The organism is Terrisphaera buseokensis (assembly GCF_047521145.2).
Classification (GTDB): Bacteria; Verrucomicrobiota; Verrucomicrobiia; order Opitutales; family Opitutaceae; genus ER46.
Genome location: NZ_CM134186.1, coordinates 549,749 through 566,299, shown reverse-complemented (window position 1 = coordinate 566,299; position 16,551 = coordinate 549,749). Strand labels below are relative to the sequence as shown.

Annotated in this window: 7 protein-coding genes; 2 read left to right on the top strand and 5 right to left on the bottom strand. The window is 65.6% G+C overall.

Going from position 1 to position 16,551, the window contains the following annotated elements:
• Positions 1 to 69 precede the first annotated feature (69 nt).
• The 5 genes from ACLJEU_RS02145 to ACLJEU_RS02125 all read right to left on the bottom strand — a co-directional run bounded on the left by ACLJEU_RS02145 (position 70) and on the right by ACLJEU_RS02125 (position 12,073).
• The gene (locus ACLJEU_RS02145; protein WP_414664695.1) at positions 70 to 3,321 is read right to left on the bottom strand and encodes a TonB-dependent receptor plug domain-containing protein; all 3,252 of its coding nucleotides are present in this window, start codon (positions 3,319 to 3,321) and stop codon (positions 70 to 72) included.
• 167 nt (positions 3,322 to 3,488) lie between these two features.
• Positions 3,489 to 4,415: an alpha/beta fold hydrolase gene (locus tag ACLJEU_RS02140; protein WP_414664694.1), complete on the bottom strand. Its 927-nt coding sequence runs from the start codon at positions 4,413 to 4,415 to the stop codon at positions 3,489 to 3,491.
• Positions 4,416 to 4,539: 124 nt separating this feature from the next.
• A complete protein-coding gene (locus ACLJEU_RS02135) occupies positions 4,540 to 6,264 on the bottom strand; it encodes an FAD-dependent oxidoreductase (RefSeq protein WP_414664693.1) in 1,725 nt (574 codons plus the stop codon).
• Positions 6,265 to 6,338: 74 nt separating this feature from the next.
• A complete protein-coding gene (locus ACLJEU_RS02130) occupies positions 6,339 to 9,386 on the bottom strand; it encodes a TonB-dependent receptor (RefSeq protein WP_414664692.1) in 3,048 nt (1,015 codons plus the stop codon).
• A 422-nt stretch (positions 9,387 to 9,808) separates the two neighbouring features.
• Positions 9,809 to 12,073 carry a PKD domain-containing protein gene (locus tag ACLJEU_RS02125; RefSeq protein WP_414664691.1) on the bottom strand — a complete coding sequence of 755 codons (2,265 nt, stop codon included), beginning with the start codon at positions 12,071 to 12,073 and terminating at the stop codon, positions 9,809 to 9,811.
• Between the two features lie 384 nt (positions 12,074 to 12,457).
• Between ACLJEU_RS02125 and ACLJEU_RS02120 the strand changes: the two genes are divergently transcribed.
• A complete protein-coding gene (locus tag ACLJEU_RS02120; protein WP_414664690.1) occupies positions 12,458 to 13,468 on the top strand; it encodes a hypothetical protein in 1,011 nt (336 codons plus the stop codon).
• Positions 13,469 to 13,633: 165 nt separating this feature from the next.
• Positions 13,634 to 16,540 (top strand): aminomethyl-transferring glycine dehydrogenase, encoded by a 2,907-nt coding sequence (gene gcvP / locus ACLJEU_RS02115; RefSeq protein ID WP_414664689.1) that lies wholly within the window; start codon positions 13,634 to 13,636, stop codon positions 16,538 to 16,540.
• Positions 16,541 to 16,551 lie beyond the last annotated feature (11 nt).

The following is a 16,551-nucleotide window of genomic DNA, read 5'->3' as shown; positions in this document are numbered from 1 at the left end:
GCGGCGAAGTGAACCCGCCTTCGCACACAGTACTAGTATATTACTTTCCAAAGCCAGTCGGCTCCGCATCTACATCCGCCAGGATGCCGACAGGTTGAAATTGATCGGGGTCTTCTGGCCGAAACCGACGGGCACGGTCTCGCGCGCGGGCGAACGGTAATCGCCGTCGCGGGGACGCAACGCCGTGGTCGCGGTGCCATTGGTGGAGGACGTCCAGTAAATCGCCTTGTCGTTCAGGAGATTGTTGATGACGAGCTGCAGCTGCACGTTGTGGTTCTTGAAACGCCACAGGTAGCCGAACGTCGCGGTCACGGTGGTGTCGCCCTCGGGCGTGTAGAGCGGCGTGTTCACGCTGCGCGACGGATCGTCGATGGCCCGCGTCGGGTTGTTCGGATCTACGATCGTGTCGGCACCGCGGTTCCCGATGATTTCGCGGCCGCGATACTGCACGCCGGCGCCGAGCCGCACGCCCTTGAATTTCCCCGCCTGCACCGTGTAGTCGCCAAAAAACTTATACAGCGGCTGGTTCACGCCGGTGCTGCGGTTGATGTTCAGGTTGCGATACGCCGTGACGATCGTGTTGTAGGCGTCGGCGGCGATCTGCGCGTCGGGCCGGATGTCGGCCGGGATCCCGGTGTCCACGGTGGCAACATTGGAGGCATCGATCTTCGCGCCGGCGTCCTGCGCGATCACCTTGAAGTTGTCCGCGTTCTTCTCGAAATAGGCGCGCGTCAGCTGAAAGGCATTCGAGCCGTATACGTCCGGCAGCGAGGCGCTGCCGATGATACGCAGGCCCTTGACGACGTTGGCGGTGAACTCGACCTCGTAACCCTTCGCATGCCGGTCCTGCACGTCGCTGCCGGCGATGAACAGCGGGATGCCGCGCTTGTTGAGATCCTGCGTCGTCCCGACGGGCGTCGCCTGCAGCAGCGTGTTGAACGGAAACCCGCTCACGCTCTGCGGATTGTTGATCTCCTCGCTGGTGTAATAGGTGAAGTTGACGTCCAGCTTGCGCTGGAAGAACTCGAAACGCGTGCTGTAGTTCCAGCCCTTGGACACCGTCGGCGGCACCAGCCCGCCACCCTGCAGCAGCGCGTAGGCCTTCTGCGGATTGAACGTTTCGGCGTAGTTGACCGACGGATTCAGCCAGCTGAAGAGATGCACCACGGTGCCCACCGACTTGGTGTTCTGATAACCTTCGAGCGCCGGCGCGTTGTAATCATCCTGGAATCGGTACTGCGTATAACGCGGATCGCGCACGCCACCGGTGAGGCGCGGGCGGGTGACGGCCGCGACCTCGGGCTGCGGCCGGCCCTGGGCGTCGACCGGAATGTACGTGAGCGTCGAAAAATCCTTTGGCGCGAGCGGCTTGAAGAACGGCACCAGCGGATCGCGGTCGGTCGGATAGTCGCCGTTCACCGCCATCTGCTGGCTCTGTGAGAAGTAGCGATCCCGGCGGACAGCTCCGAGCAGGATGATGCGATCCTTCCAGAACTTCGCGTTCAGTGCGACGAGGCCGTAGCGGTAGTTCGCGTCGTTGATCGACTCGCTGTCGAACCGCGTGTGATCGATCACCCAGCGCGGCGTGACCATGGTCGTCGTGCGGGAGGTGGGATCGTAGTACGGGATCTCCTTGCCCGCGAGGTCAACGAAGGGCCGGCTCGGTTCGTTCCAGTAGCGGCGAATCTTGATGTCGGAGGTCGTGCCGTTCAGCCACGCGAGGGTGTTGGTGCCCTGCGCGAGACTCAGCCACTGGTAGGAGAGCGTGTAGTGATTCTTGTTTTCGCCGACCATCGTGTTGATGGCGAAGTTGCCGAAACGCGTGTCCTTCTTCCACGCGGCGGCGAAGCGAACGTTGTGGAAATCGTAGTGCCGGAAGCCGCGGAAAAAATTGCCGTCGCCGTACGCCTGCAGGTAGTGCGCGTTCGGCTGGCCGTTCGGCAGCACGCGGTTGATGTCGAGGTAGGTCGCGTTGGCGCCGCGGTTCTGTTCGCCGTTCGTGTAGTTGGAATTCTTGTTAATGTCGCCCGCGAGTTCGAAGTAGAAATCGCCTAGCCGCTGCTCGATCGTCGCCTGCACGTCACGGAACGTCGTCTCGAGCAACGGCCCGTCCTGATTGATCGAGAACCGGCGCGACGGACGGCGGAAATACGAACGCGATTCGAGGGTGTCGAACCGGTTGTCAGGCACGTTCATCGCGTAGAGGAGATTCGTATTGGTCAGGCCGAACGCGGCGTTGCTGCCGGAGACGAATCCGCCGATCGGCGTCGTGGCGGTCGTGCCGCCGCCGAGCGTGATCGCCTCGTTCGTGTAGCTGGAGATGGCGTGGAAGCCGTTGTACGGATCGTAGACGTTGTAGTTGGCGGCGCGCCGACCGACGCCCTGCGCCTGCAGCGCGGTGATCTCGGCGGCCGTGGCTGTGGCCAGAGCCGCGGGCCGGTCAAAGGTCGTGATGCCGTTCCAGCCGGAGAGCTGATCCTGCAGGTTGTTGATCGGGGCGTTGATCTTCCGGTTGATCGCCTCGGCCTCGACGCGAATCTCGGTGTTACGGAACGGCCGCGCGGTCGTCGTGAGAAAAATCCCGCGCCGCTGATCGAATTCCTTCTGCCGCCAGCCGTTCACGTTCTGGCCGACGGCCGCCACGCGCGCCGCGACCTTGTCGCCGATGGGCTGGTTCACGTCGATTGTCGCGCGCATGAGATCCCACGAACCGGTGCTGAGCTTCACGTCCTGAAACGCGCGATCCGTCCGCGCGCGCTTCGTCGTCGACGAACTCACGCCGCCGAGGCTGCCGTTGCCAAAGAGGATCGAGTTCGCGCCGCGCCCGAAGTCGTAACGCTCCAGCGCGTAGCTGTCGTTGTCACCGTTGACCGGGAAAAAATTCCGGAGCTGCTGGCCAGCGCTCACTCCGCGCGAATTGTACCGCACGGTGAACGTCGTGAAATTGAACGTGCCGATGTCGGATTGAAACGTGGAGCCCGTCGCCCAGTTCTGCGCCTGCTGCAGATCCGTGAGGTTCAGCGCGTCGATGAAATCGCGATTGATCACCGAATACGCGGCGGGCGTGTCGCGCAGATCGGTCGCGAGCCGGCCGCCCGCGAGTGCACTTGCAGCCGCAAAGCCCGTGTCGCGGTCCGTGTTCACGGTGAACGGCGTGAGCCGAATGGCCGCGTCGCCCGTGGCCCCCGGGGTCGTCGCGTTGTCCGGCTTGGGCGCCACCGCTTGGGCCGTGGCGCGATGGGCCGCGAAAAGCAGGACGACGGTCGCGAGCAAAAGCCCGCAACGAACGCGCAGGTCAGACCGAAAGACGGGGGTATTCATGGGAGTGCGGAAACGACTTCGCAGGTGGGCGCGAAGCCGAGAACAGGTGTGGGTCAGGGACCAGTATGCCTAATCCTGCCCGGAGCGAACCAACAATCTTCCCGCTATGAAACTGTTGCACGAAAAAGGGGCGCGGAAGCCCCGCCTGTCCGGGTCCGACTCGCGCCCTACTTGAGATGCTGCGCGAGAAAATCGAGCACGACGGGCTGCAGGTCGCGGGAGAGCGGCTTTTTCGACCAAGTCTTGAGATCGAAGGTGTGGCCTGCGCCCGGCACCAGCACGAGCTGGTGCGGGACGCCGTTCGCCTGGAGGACGCGGGCGAGTTCCTCCGCCTGCGCCCGGTCCACCGTCTTGTCGATCATCCCATGGAGAATCAGCACCGGCGGAGACGTGCGGGTGATGTGGGTGACGGGCGACGCGGCGCGGTATACCGCCGCGCCGGGATCGCCCGCGCCGAACACCTTCACCGGCCCGACTGCTCGCAACTTGCCGGTGGGCGTGCCGTCGTCGGCCACTTCCTGGCGCGTGAGGAGATTCGCGATCCCGTACATATTGATCACCGCCTGCACGCGGCTCGATACGCCCGGGTACGGTGACGCCGCGCCGATCGGTTCGAACTCCGGTTGATCACCGGTCATTCCCACCATGAGCGCCAGGTGCCCGCCGGCTGAACCGCCCGCGACCGCGATGCGATTCGGATCAAGTTTCAATTCCGCGGCATGAGCGCGCAGGTAACGCACCGCGTTCTTGCAGTCGTGGAGGTTGGTCGGCCACGCGCCGTCGCCGAGCCGGTAGTCGATGTTCACGGCCACATAGCCGGCTGCGGCCACGATGCCGCAGACGTTCTGGGCGCGCGCCTCAGCCTTCGTTCCACCGGTCCAGCCTCCGCCGTGAATCCAGACCAGTGCGGGTGAAAGCCGGCCAAGAGCCGGGGTCGCCGGCAGAAACAGATCGAGTTTCTCCGTGCGGTCCGGCGCCAGGTAAGCGACGTCGCGCGTGATGCGCACCGCCGTTTCGACCGCAGCGGCCCACGACGGCGCGATGGCCAGACTCACGAATGCGATCAGAGTGAGAAGCGAATGCGCCTTGGTCATCGGGCCAGCGTCGCGCGGCCGAAGACAGTTTCAACTCCCAAGCGCAGGCGACAGGAAAGCTCGGCTTGGAACGACGCCCCGGCGGCGACGGATTCGAGTGAAACTCAACCCGGCGCGGAATCCATCACGCCGTCCACGCGAGCGGGACACCCTGCGCGCCGAGCTGCGCCTGAAACTCCGCCAGCAACGCGGGCGTGCGCCGGACCGCGCGCGGCGGCAGCTTTTTCGCCAACGCGAAGACCGCGAGCGCGCCCACCGCTTCGCCAATGTTCCACTCGACCGGGTGCAGGCGGTAACAACCGTTCGTGAGATGGGTCGTGCCGATGTTCTTGCAGGCCGGCAGCAGGTTTTCCATGCGCTGCGGCAGCAGCGTGCCGAGCGGGATCTGAAACGGCCGCGCGAGGAAATCGATGTAGTTGTCGCCGCCGCTGCTCGGATGAAGATCGATGTTGTAGCTCCCGATGCCCACCGAATCGGCAAACGCCTCCGCCGTCACCGCGGTCGCCGCGGCCCCGGTCGCCTTCATGCGCGCCTCGGTGCCGACGTGCAGCTCCGTCACCGTGAACTCCGCCTTGATGCGGCGGCTCTCGCGGATGTACGGATACTTCGCAAGGCCGTCCTCCGTACCCACCAAGTCAGGACGCAGCCGCAGTCCCTTCCAGCCGGTGCCGCCATCGGGGCGCGGGCACTCGGTCTGCAGCCAGTAGAGCCACGACAGGCTGAGCTGCTTCGCGCGTGCCAGGTGCTGCGCCGCCTCGGCCGCCGGGACGTCGAAGAGGTTGCCCAGCATGTAGTCGTTCTGCGGCCAGTTCACGAGCGTGATATCGCCCGGATACGTGCCCGGCGCGAAGTTCGCGCGATCGATGATCCGGCGGTAACGGAAAAGGCCCGTGGCCTTCGACGGATCGAAGCCCATATTGAACGGCTGCAGCGTGCGCGGCTGCGAATAAAACAGGCTCAACAGCTTGCCCGACCACGGCGGTGCGAGCGGCGGAACATGATCGCGCCAGAACGCATACTCGCGCGGCCGCTCGATCACGTGATCCTCGCCCGCGAGGTAATCCATCGCGAAACAGCAGGTGAACGACTGGTGGTTCTGCGGCTTCGCTTCCGCCGGGGCGTGCGGCTCACCGGTGTCGCGCTGCGATTCCGATCCCGTGACGTATTCCGTCTTCGTCAACGGCAGCAGCTCGCCCGTCTCCGTGGCGTCGACAAACAGCGGCGCCCTCAGCACGAGTTCGCGGCCGGACTCCGCGCTGCGTACCTGCACGGCGTCGATACGATCGCCGCTGACCGACGCCGCCGTCGGCACGTGGCGCAACAGAATCCGCACGCGGCCGCCGGCGACGTGCGGCGCCAGCATTTCTTCCAGGACGGCGAGCGCGACGCGCGGCTCGTGGCAGAGTTTGGACACCGTGCCGTTGCCGGGATTGAGCAGCTTGTTGGCGCGCGCGGCGTCGGTGAGCGGGAAATTGCGCGCGTAGAAGTCGCGCACCTTCTGGCGAAACGTGAGGTAGCTCCGCGTGCCGCCGCCGGTTTCGATTCGCGCGTTCTCGTCCGGCGGCACGGCCTGGGACGTCAGCTGCCCGCCGATCCAATCCGTCTCCTCCGTCATGATCACGCGCAGTCCGCCCCGCGCCGCCGCGAGCGCCGCGGCGCAGCCGCCCGTGCCACCGCCGATGATCACGAGGTCGGCGGCGAGCTCCTTGGCGGACGCAGGGCTTGCCGCCGTGGTCGAAGTGGCGGCGGAAACCGCCTGCGCCCGAAGCAACGAAGGCGCGGCGAGGGACGCCGGCACCAGGAGGCCTGCCTGTTTGAGAAACGTGCGACGGGAAGGACGCTGCGGCATGATAAGTGAAACTTTCGTTTCCTTTAGGCGGGGTGCCCTCACCCCGCCTACATCACAGAACCAGAATTCTCATCTCAATACAGCGCCTTCACGGCGAACGTCCACGATTGGCCCACGGTCTCGTTGCGGGTGATCGCAGTCGGGCCGGTGACGAAGCGCTGCATGTTGATGTAGGGCGTATCGAGGATATTGCGGACGCTGACGGAGAGGCTGTAGGTGTTGGTGAGACGCCAACCGGCGCCGGCATCGAGGTTGGTCCGGTGGCGACGGTAGGTGGTGCCGGCCAGATTCGTATTCACGTCGTCGCTCCAGTTCCAGTTCGCGTACACGTTGAACTTGTTCAGCGTGTAGTTGATCCCGCCGGATGCCAGGTGCGGCGTCAGGTTGGCGCGCGGGATCTCGGCGTAGAGACGAGTGTAGCTGCCCCGGATCGAGAGCCGGCGGAAGAGCTGGCCGAGAAACGCCAGGCTTTGGTTGTACTCGATCTCCATGCTGCGGATTTTCACTCGATCCAGGCTGTTATCGAACGTGATGAACTCGTAGTTCTGCAGCTCGTCCTGGCCGGTGTAGCCGAATTCCGCCGCGGATTGGCGATCGGAAATGATGAGATCCGTGACCTTGCGCTCGGTGAGAGTGACGGCCAGCTGTCCGACGGGCTCGAAGTAATAAGCGAGACGCGCGGCGAAGTTTTCCGAGGTCTCGGGCTTCAGGCTGGGCTTCGGCAGCGTCACGGTCTGCGCCGTTTCGTTGATGATCCAGACGCCCGCCAGATTCACATACGACGGGCGGCGGATGGTCGCGCTGTAGCCGAAGTGAAAATCGAGATTCCGGAGAATGTTGTACTTGAATGATCCGCTCGGGAAGAGGTTGTCGTAGTCACCCGTCCGATTCACGCGCGGGCGCGAGAGAAACTGGTACTCGATGCCCGGAATCGTGGTGGCGACGCCGTTGGCGGCGACCGGGAAGCCCGCGGCGCGGACCTCGGCGGGCGTGCGGGTGTTGGCCTCGCTGGCCTCGGTCTGCGTGCCTTCCCAACGGACACCCGCGCGGAAGGTCGCACGCTTGTAGGACGTCGTGCCCATGAGAAACGCAGCGTCGATCTCCTCGTAGAAACGGCGGCGGCGCGCGACGTAGGACTGGTAGAAGTTATCGGCGTTCGTGCCCCAGTTCTGGCGGAAGGCGGCAGGGTTCTGCTGATACAGATCACCGATGGCGCGCAGGTTCGGCATGAACACGGTACCGCCGCTGCTCGAGAGCGCACTGCCGTCGTTCATGGCGAGCGAGTAGTCCCACGGCGAGCGGAAGGCGTCCCACGCACCGCGGGCCGGGACCGTGCCGCCCGGAGCGTAATCATAACGCTTGGCGAGCTGGTCGTCCTCAAACTTCTGGATCTGCTGGCGCGACTTGACGCCGGTCTTCCATGTCACGGGAAGGAACTTGGACGTCTTCAGCGTCCCGATGACTTCGCCACTGAAGAGAATGGTGCGGCCGAAGCGGCCGTCGTTGGCGGTGATCGTCGGATTGCTGTAGCTCGCGCCGCTCGCGATGTCCGGTCCGCCGATTTGGGTGAATTTCCAATCGGACGACAACAGCGAGGAGCGTTCGGCCCGGTACGTGATGCCGGTGGCGGTGGGGCTGTTCGTATCACGAATGGACTTACGGCGCCCGAGGGGATTGTACCAGCTGGTGGAGTCGGAGTAGGCAAACTTGCCTTCCAGCTCGAAGTTGCCGCGCTTGTAGCCGAAGCGGGGCAGCAGCGTGAAGGTCTCGCCCATCTTTGAAACGGCGACCGGATTCACCTGCACCGTGCCGCTGGCAGCCGAGATGAAGCTGAGGAGCGGATCGGTGCCGATGACCTGCGAGCGGGCGCCGGTGCTCGAGTTGAAGATCACCGTGCGTTGCGGCGTCCAGAGGTCGGCGTAATTGTAGACGACGCCGAGGCCGACATTGAGCTCGCGGCTGATCTTGTAGTCGGCGGTGAGCGTCGTGGCGAAACGCTTGTTGAAGCGCGGCGCCCATTGGAAATTGAGCGTGGTGGGCACGAGCGGACGGGTGTCGGTCGCCGTCACTGCGGTGCTGTACGCCGACGACGTGATGAGCGCTTCCTGATACACGTTCGACTCACTGATATTGAGGACGATGCCCAGGCGCTTGTTGAGGAAGACGTCGGAGAACTCAAAAATCCCACCCGGCCGAATCTTGCGGGTCGAGCGATCCTCGTCCGGCCCGAGCGAGGAACCAAAGGTCATCGCCTCAGAGTGAGCCTCCACGTTGGCCTGGAAGGAAACGCGGCGGCCGGCGCGGTCGAACGCGCGCTTCGTGCGGAGATTGATCGTGCCGGCGGGGGCGTTGGCATCGAGGTCGGCGCTGATCGTCTTCGACACTTCGATCGACTCCATGCTGTTCAGCGACGCCATCTCCATCGTGAACGACCGCGCGGCACCGGAGCCGCTGTTGTTCGCATCGACGCTGGCGAGCGCGATGCCGTCCATGGTGACGGAGGTGTATTCCGAACCAAGGCCGCCGAGGCGCACCGTGCGCACCTCGCCGTAGAAAAGATCGAGTTCGACGCCGGGCAGATGCTTCAGAAATTCGCCGACGTTGCCCTCGGCGTTGTCACCGAAGCTGTCCGACGCGACGGTGTTCGTGATATTCATGGAATTGCGCTGATCCATGATGGCCTTGGCGCTGCCCTCGCGCTCCGTCGAGACGACGAACTGGCCGAGCTTGATCGTGTCGCCCTCGGCGGACGACAGCAGCGAACTCGTGAGATTGATCTCCTGTGACACCGTCGCGCCCGCGGCCACGTTCACGACTGAGGTCGCCGTGCGGTAGCCCGTGTAGGTCACGACGAGCGTCGCCTTGCCGGCCGGCACCGGATCGAAGCGAAACTCGCCGCCATCGCCCGCGTTCGCCGTCTGCCCCGTCTCCTGGATCGTGATCAGCGCATTGCGCATGTACTCGCCCGTGTTGGGGCTGAAGACGCGGCCGGTGATGACACCGGTCGCAGTGTTGCCCGAGCCGGACACGGCGGTGGTGGTGCCGGCGGCGGGCTGCGCACGCGCCGGCAGGGCGACAGCGAGCGCAGCGCTCAGGAGAACAAACAGGGTTTTCGAGGTCATGGTACAAAGCCTCACGGACGGCCGGGAGGAAGGGTTTGAAACGAGCGAAGCAGGTGATCCAGGCGGTTAACCCGGGGTGCAGAGGAAAAGCCAGCACGCCGCGCCCGTCGAGCACCGTTCAGCGCTAAGCTCCGGGCCGTCGCCAACAACGCACCCGCTGTCACTCGCGCGCGCCACGGTACGGGAGCTGGAAGCTCCCGCTACTTTGCGGATCGGCGGCAGTAGCGGGAGCATCCTGCTCCCGTAATCCTCAAAAAGGGTTGCATGTGCAGGCACCGGGGGCCGGCGGAACGAGCTCTTGGACAAGAACGGACGGGGCTCGTTTCGGCAGCTCGTGCCGCCCCAAACGAAACGACCCGCCGGACTATTCCGGCGGGTCGGGAGAGTTCCGAGCGGCCCGAGGCGGCCGCGCGGTGATCGCGTTACGGCAGCGTGATCGATTTCGTCAGCGGCTCGGCGTAAAGCGAAGCCACATACGCGCCACCTGCAGGGGCCGTTACACTCGTGATGGTAGCGGTCGCCGTGCCGGTCCTCTTCGTGCGTTGAGCCGAGAGCAGGAGTTTGCCCGCGGCATCAGTCTTGCCGGTGGTCGTGCCACCGACCGCACCCGACCATGCGACGGTGACGGTTGCACCGGCCACCGCCCGACCGAGACGGTCGAGAATCGTGATCGCAGCCGAAGCGGTCGTGCCGGCCTTGTCCTTCTTTGCGGACAGTAACAGGCCGTACACATCGAGGTCGTTGTCGGGGCTCCCGAGGACGGAGACCGTGACCGCTGAGCTGGCGGAGGCGCCAGCGTTGTCCGTCACCGTCAGCTTCACGGCATAGTTGCCGGGAGCCGAGAAGGTCTTGGAAGGAGACGCCGCCGTCGAAGTGGTGCCGTCACCGAAGTCCCACTTGTAACCGGCAATGCTGCCGTCGGGATCCGACGAACCGGCGCTTGAGAACGTCACCGGCACCGGCGCCGTGCCGCTCGTGGTGCTGGCGGTGGCGACGGCGGTCGGCGGGACATTGGCCGGCGCGCTGACCGTGATAGAAATCGTCGCCGTGCCGGCGAGGCCGTCGTTGTCGACCACCGTCAGGACCGCCGCATAGGTACCGGCGGCGCTGTAGGTGGCGCTGGCGGTGGCACCGGTGGCCGTGGTGCCGTTGCCGAAGTTCCATTGGTAGCTCGAAATCGTGCCGTCGGCGTCGGTCGAATTCAGGCCGGAGAAACTCACGGCCAGCGGCGCGGTGCCGGAGGTGGACGAGACCGTGATCGCCGCGACCGGCGTTTGCTTGGTGCCGGCGCTGGGGAATGAACCGGTGAGGATATAGTTTCCGATGCTGCCGTAGTCGGAATAGCCCGTCGTGACCGGATCGCCCACCCCGATGCCGTCGACGCGCAGGTAGTACGTGCCACCCGTCACCGTCGTCGCAATCGTCGCGCTCAGCGTGGTGAGGTCGCTGGTCAGCAGGACATTTTCGTCCGCATCGAGCAGCTCCACCTTGAGATCGAGATTGGCGTCGGGGGCGGGCCCCTTGAGCGTGAACGTCACCGCACCGGCGACGGCGTCGAAGCGGAACAGGTCGACGTCGCCGCGCGTTTCAATCGTGCCGCCCGTCGCGACGTTCGGCCCGGAAAGGATGGTCGCCAGCGCCCGCGTATTGCCGTGGTCATCGGCCGCCAGCGGGAGGTACGTCGCGATGACCGCGAGATCGTCCTGGAGATTGTTGGCATTGGCGTACTCGCCTTTGCTGAACTGCACGATGCTCTTGTAGTAGCCGACGCCCATGATCGGGGCCCAGTTGCCCTGTCCCTGATAATACGAGGTCGGAGTCGTCCCGCCCAATCCGTCGTGATACAGGCCCAGCGTGTGACCGACTTCGTGCGCCACGGCCTCGGCGATGTATTTCTCGCCGTTGGCCAGCTGCGCGGTGAAGGCGAAGCACGGCGTGTCGGAGTTCCAGTTGAACGCGCCGATGTAGGCGACGCCGCCCGCGCCGGTGTTGTACCAGTTGGTCGGGCTGATCACGACGCGGATGCCGTAGGCCGTATCCGCAGAGTCGATGCGGCGAAGGCCCTCGACCCCGGGATCCTCGGTCGTGACATCCACACCGAACGGAGCGTAGTCCTCGGCCACGCGCTGCCAGATTTTCTGGATCATGGCCCGCTCGGTCGCATTGAACGTCGTCGGATCGCCGTCGAGATCGAAGGGGGCGGACGCAATGGCCGCGCCGGACGTGTAGGAACTGTTCCACGACGTCCCGGCGGTGACGTGGCCGTCAAAGTCGAGGAGAATGACCCGTTTCACCCCGGGCAGGCTGTGGAGCCTGAAGGCATCGATCGTGGAGCCGTTCGCCAGCTGCGTGACCGAGGAGTCCACGGTGAGCGCGTTGGCGTCCGGTCCGGCGGTCTCGGCCGGCCCGCCGCTGCCGTCGACCAGTTTGCCATCTGCGGTCACCGCGAGGCCGTCGCAGGCCACGAGCAGCACGCCGCCGCGATCGACGCCCAGCGCGGGCTGGGTCCTGAACAGGGTGACGAGCTCCTGCGGCTGCAGACCGTAGGCTTTGGCCACGGCCGGAAGGTGATTGCCCAGGGCGGAAATCGCCGCGGAGCCGTGAGCGGCCGCGGGCAGTTGAATCGGATCAGGCTGCGCGTGGGAAATCCCGCCGGAGAAAGTCGCCGCCAGCAAAAGGCGCTTCACGGGTAGCAGCCGGGATGCACGTGAGAGCAGGGTTGATTTCATGCCCGCCCTTCACATCGCCGGCCGCCGGCCCGGGCGATTTCATTCCCGTTTTCCGACCCCATTTTACCCGGGGTTGACCGGGCATTACTTAGCCACCTCCGTAGCTCCGACACCGATCCGCGCGTATCGCGTTTTCCCTTACAGCGTCACCGTCAATAGCCGTGGTCCGGCAGTCTTCTCGTCGGCTTGCGCCTGGGGCGAGGGGCCGAGCCTTCCCACCCTTTCCGCTCAACGTGCCGCTGCAGGGAAATCCACCTTGCAGATTCCCGGGCCGGCTCGCACCCCACACCCTTCCGCTTTCGGCTTTGCGCGAGGCGGCATGGCGCGCATGCTGCCGCCGCCATGCGCCGACTCCTCACCGCCTGCTGCGTCGCACTTGCCTGCCTCTTTTCCGTCCACGCCGCGGACAACGGTGATCGCTTCAGCTTCGTCGCCTTCGGCTGCATGCCTTACGGGAGGGAAAATTTCGCCGCCTACGAGCGGCTGCTCATGGAAATCAGCCGGCAGCACCCGGCGTTCACCGTGCACTGCGGCGATACCAAGACGGGCAGCGAGCCGCCGACGGAAGCGTTTCTCGTGCAGGTCAAAACGTGGTTCAACACGATCGAGGGCGCGGTGATGTACACGCCGGGAGACAACGAGTGGACCGACGTGCACCGCACCAACAACGGCCATGAGGATCCGCTGGTGTGGCTCGGCAAGCTGCGCGCCACGTACTTTTCCGAGGAGCGCAGCCTGGGCCGCGCGCCCATTCCGCTCGTGACACAGCGGCGCGATCCGGCGTTCGCCAAGTTTGTGGAGAACGCGCGCTGGACGCGCGGCGGCGTGGTGTTTGCCACGGTGCATGTGGTCGGAAGCAACAACAACCACCAGCCGGACGTCCCCGGCGCCGTGGCGGAGTTCCGCGAGCGCGACGCCGCCAACGCCGCCTGGGTCCGCGCCGCGTTTGCCGAAGCCCGCGCCACCAACGCCCCGGGCGTCGCGCTCTTTTTCCAGGCGCAACCGTTCAGCTCCGCCGCGGCCGCCAACAAAGGCGGCCGTGAATCCGGCTTCACGCGCTTTCTTGCCACCGTCGAGGAAGAGGCGCGCGCCTTCGCGAAACCCGTGCTGCTCGTGCACGCGGACGAGCACCGCTACCGGCTCGAACCTCGCATCACGTTTCCCGGCAGCGCAGCGCCGCTCGACAATGTCACCCGGCTGGAAACCTTCGGCGCAAACGACATCCATGCGGTGCTCGTCACCGTGGACCCCGCCGCACCGCAGGTCTTCCTCGCCGGCCCCCTGATTGTTCCGTCGAACGCCCTGCCGATGTTGCCGAAACCGAAGAAGGCCGCCGCCCCCGCGAAAAAATAATCCCCCCGGGACCGCGACCGCCCCCGGTCGCATCCGATTGAACGACCGCCCCCGGTCGCTGAACCCGATGCGACCGGGGGCGGTCGCGGTCCCAAGGCAACGCCCGATCCCGCCACTCCGAAATCGCGATTGCGCGACCTGCCGGCGCTCCTAGCGTGGCTCTTTATGTCATCGCTCCGGGACCACCTCGCGCCCACCGACACCTTTGCCCGCCGCCACCAGGGCGACAGCGCCGCCGATCGCGCGGCGATGCTCGCGCTCCTGGGCTACGCCTCGCTCGACGCGCTGACCGACGATGCGGTGCCGGCCGCGATCCGACGCGGCGCACTCACGCTTCCCGCCGCCATGGGAGAGAGCGAGGCCCTCGCCGAACTGCGCGACATCGCCAGCGACAATCGCGTTTTCCGCAGCTTCATCGGGCTGGGCTATCACGACACTTTCACGCCACCCGTCATCCAGCGTAACATCCTCGAGAACCCCGGCTGGTACACGGCCTACACGCCCTACCAGGCGGAGATCTCGCAGGGCCGGCTCGAAGCGCTGCTGAATTTTCAAACGCTGATCACCGAGCTCACGGGCCTGGAAATCGCGAACGCCTCGATGCTCGACGAAGGCACCGCCGCCGCCGAGGCGATGATGATGTGTCACCGGTTAAAGGAAGGCGACGCCGCGGAGCACCGGACGTTCTTCGTCTCGGCCCAGTGTCATCCGCAGACCATCGACATCGTGAAGACCCGGGCGAAACCGCTCGGCATCGACGTGGTCGTCGGCGATCACCGGACGTTTGCCGTCGACGCCAGCTGCTTCGGCGTCCTCGTGCAGTACCCGGACACCACGGGTTCGATCCACGATTTCAGCGCGTTCTTCACGGCCGCGCATGCCGCCGGTGCCTTCACCATCGTCGCCGCCGATCTGCTGGCGCTGACGCTGCTGCGCGCCCCGGGCGAATTCGGCGCGGATGTCGCCGTCGGTTCCGCCCAGCGTTTCGGCGTGCCGCTGGGTTTCGGCGGACCGCACGCGGGCTTCCTCGCGACGCGCGATGCGTTCAAACGCCAGATGCCAGGCCGGCTCGTCGGCGTGTCCAAGGATGCGCAGGGCGACCCCGCGATGCGGCTGGCGCTCGGCACGCGCGAGCAGCACATCCGCCGCGACAAGGCCACGTCGAACATCTGCACCGCCCAAGTGCTGCTCGGCGTGATGGCCTCGATGTACGCCGTGTACCACGGCCCGAACGGCCTCCGCCGGATCGCGCGGCGCGTCAAGCTGCTGACCGAGCTGCTCGCCGCCGGCCTGCGCGTCGCCGGCGCGAAGGTGAACGCAGAGCCCGTGTTCGACACCCTCACCGTCAGCGGAGTATCCGCCGCTCGCGTACACGCGGCGGCCGAGGCGAAGAAGGTGAACCTGCGCCGGATCGACGAGTACACCGTAGGGATCGCCCTCGACGAGACCGCCACGCTCGCCGAGATCACGCTGCTGCTTTCGTTCTTCAGCGAATCGGCCGCCGCCGCCTTCGACACTCAGCTCGCAACGCTCAACGCTCAGCTGGCGGACTTCAGTCCGTCATTCGCCCGCACCTCGGACTTCCTGCAGCACGCCGTGTTCAACCGGCATCACACCGAGCACGAGATGTTGCGCTACATCAAGCGGCTCGAGGCGAAGGACCTCTCGCTGTGCCACTCAATGATCTCGCTCGGCTCGTGCACGATGAAGCTGAACGCCACGAGCGAGATGTTTCCCGTCTCGTGGCCGGAGTTCGGCAACCTGCATCCGTTCGCGCCGGCCACGCAGACGCGCGGCTACCAGAAGCTGTTTCGCGACCTCGAGACGTGGCTCGCGGAAATCACCGGTTTCGCCGCGATCTCGCTCCAGCCCAACGCTGGCTCGCAGGGCGAGTACGCCGGCCTGCTCGTCATCCGGGCGTATCACGAATCCCGACACGAGGGGCACCGCAACATCTGCCTCATTCCCACCAGCGCGCACGGCACGAATCCGGCCAGCGCGGCGATGTGCGGCTTCAAGGTCGTGCCGGTCGCCTGCGACGCGAACGGCAACATCGATCTCGCCGACCTGCGCGCCAAGGCGGTCGCACATGCGGCGGAGCTCGCGGCGTTGATGGTGACGTACCCGTCGACGCACGGCGTGTTCGAGACCGGCATCAAGGAAATCTGCGCCCTCGTGCACCAGCACGGCGGTCAGGTCTACATGGACGGCGCGAACATGAACGCGCAGGTCGGACTCACCTCGCCCGGCCATATCGGCGCCGACGTGTGCCACCTGAACCTGCACAAGACGTTCTGCATTCCGCACGGCGGCGGCGGTCCCGGCATGGGGCCGATTGGCGTCGCCGCGCACCTCGCGCCATTCCTGCCCGGCCACCCGGTCGTGCCGACGCGACCGGGATCTCAAAGCTCAGATCTGAAATCTCAGATCGGCGCCGTCTCCGCGGCGCCCTACGGCAGCGCCAGCATCCTCGTGATCTCGTGGATGTATATTCGCATGATGGGACCCGACGGCCTGACGGAGGCGACCAAGGTCGCGATCCTCAACGCGAACTACGTGGCCCGCCGCCTCGAAAGCTTCTTCCCGGTGCTGTATCGGGGCAACGCGGGCCTGATCGCGCACGAGTGCATCGTCGATTTCCGCGCGTGGAAGAAGCACGGCGTCGAGGTCGAGGATGCGGCCAAGCGCCTGATGGATTACGGCTACCACGCGCCGACGATGTCGTTCCCCGTGCCCGGCACGCTGATGATTGAGCCGACCGAGAGCGAAGCGAAGAGCGAGCTCGATCGTTTCTGCGACGCGATGATCTCGATTCACGGCGAGATGCAGGCCGTGGTCAGCGGCGAGTCGGACAAGCTCAACAATCCGCTCAAGCACGCGCCGCACACGGCGCGGGTCGTCTGCGGCGCGGAATGGAACCGCCCGTACTCGCGCGAGACCGCCGCGTTCCCGGATCGTTTCACCCGCGCCAGCAAGTTCTGGCCGAGCGTCGGCCGCGTCGACAACGTCTACGGCGATCGGAATCTCGTGTGTTCCTGCGTCGGTATGGAGGCGTACGCGGAGGCGAAGTAGTCTTCGTTCGC

What these genes read in the sequence shown, in the direction of transcription:
- ACLJEU_RS02145 (WP_414664695.1), bottom strand. Translation starts at nt 3,321, where the DNA reads ATGAATACCCCCGTCTTTCGGTCTGACCTGCGCGTTCGTTGCGGGCTT.
- ACLJEU_RS02140 (WP_414664694.1), bottom strand. Translation starts at nt 4,415, where the DNA reads ATGACCAAGGCGCATTCGCTTCTCACTCTGATCGCATTCGTGAGTCTG.
- ACLJEU_RS02135 (WP_414664693.1), bottom strand. Translation starts at nt 6,264, where the DNA reads ATGCCGCAGCGTCCTTCCCGTCGCACGTTTCTCAAACAGGCAGGCCTC.
- ACLJEU_RS02130 (WP_414664692.1), bottom strand. Translation starts at nt 9,386, where the DNA reads ATGACCTCGAAAACCCTGTTTGTTCTCCTGAGCGCTGCGCTCGCTGTC.
- ACLJEU_RS02120 (WP_414664690.1), top strand. Translation starts at nt 12,458, where the DNA reads ATGCGCCGACTCCTCACCGCCTGCTGCGTCGCACTTGCCTGCCTCTTT.
- gcvP (WP_414664689.1), top strand. Translation starts at nt 13,634, where the DNA reads ATGTCATCGCTCCGGGACCACCTCGCGCCCACCGACACCTTTGCCCGC.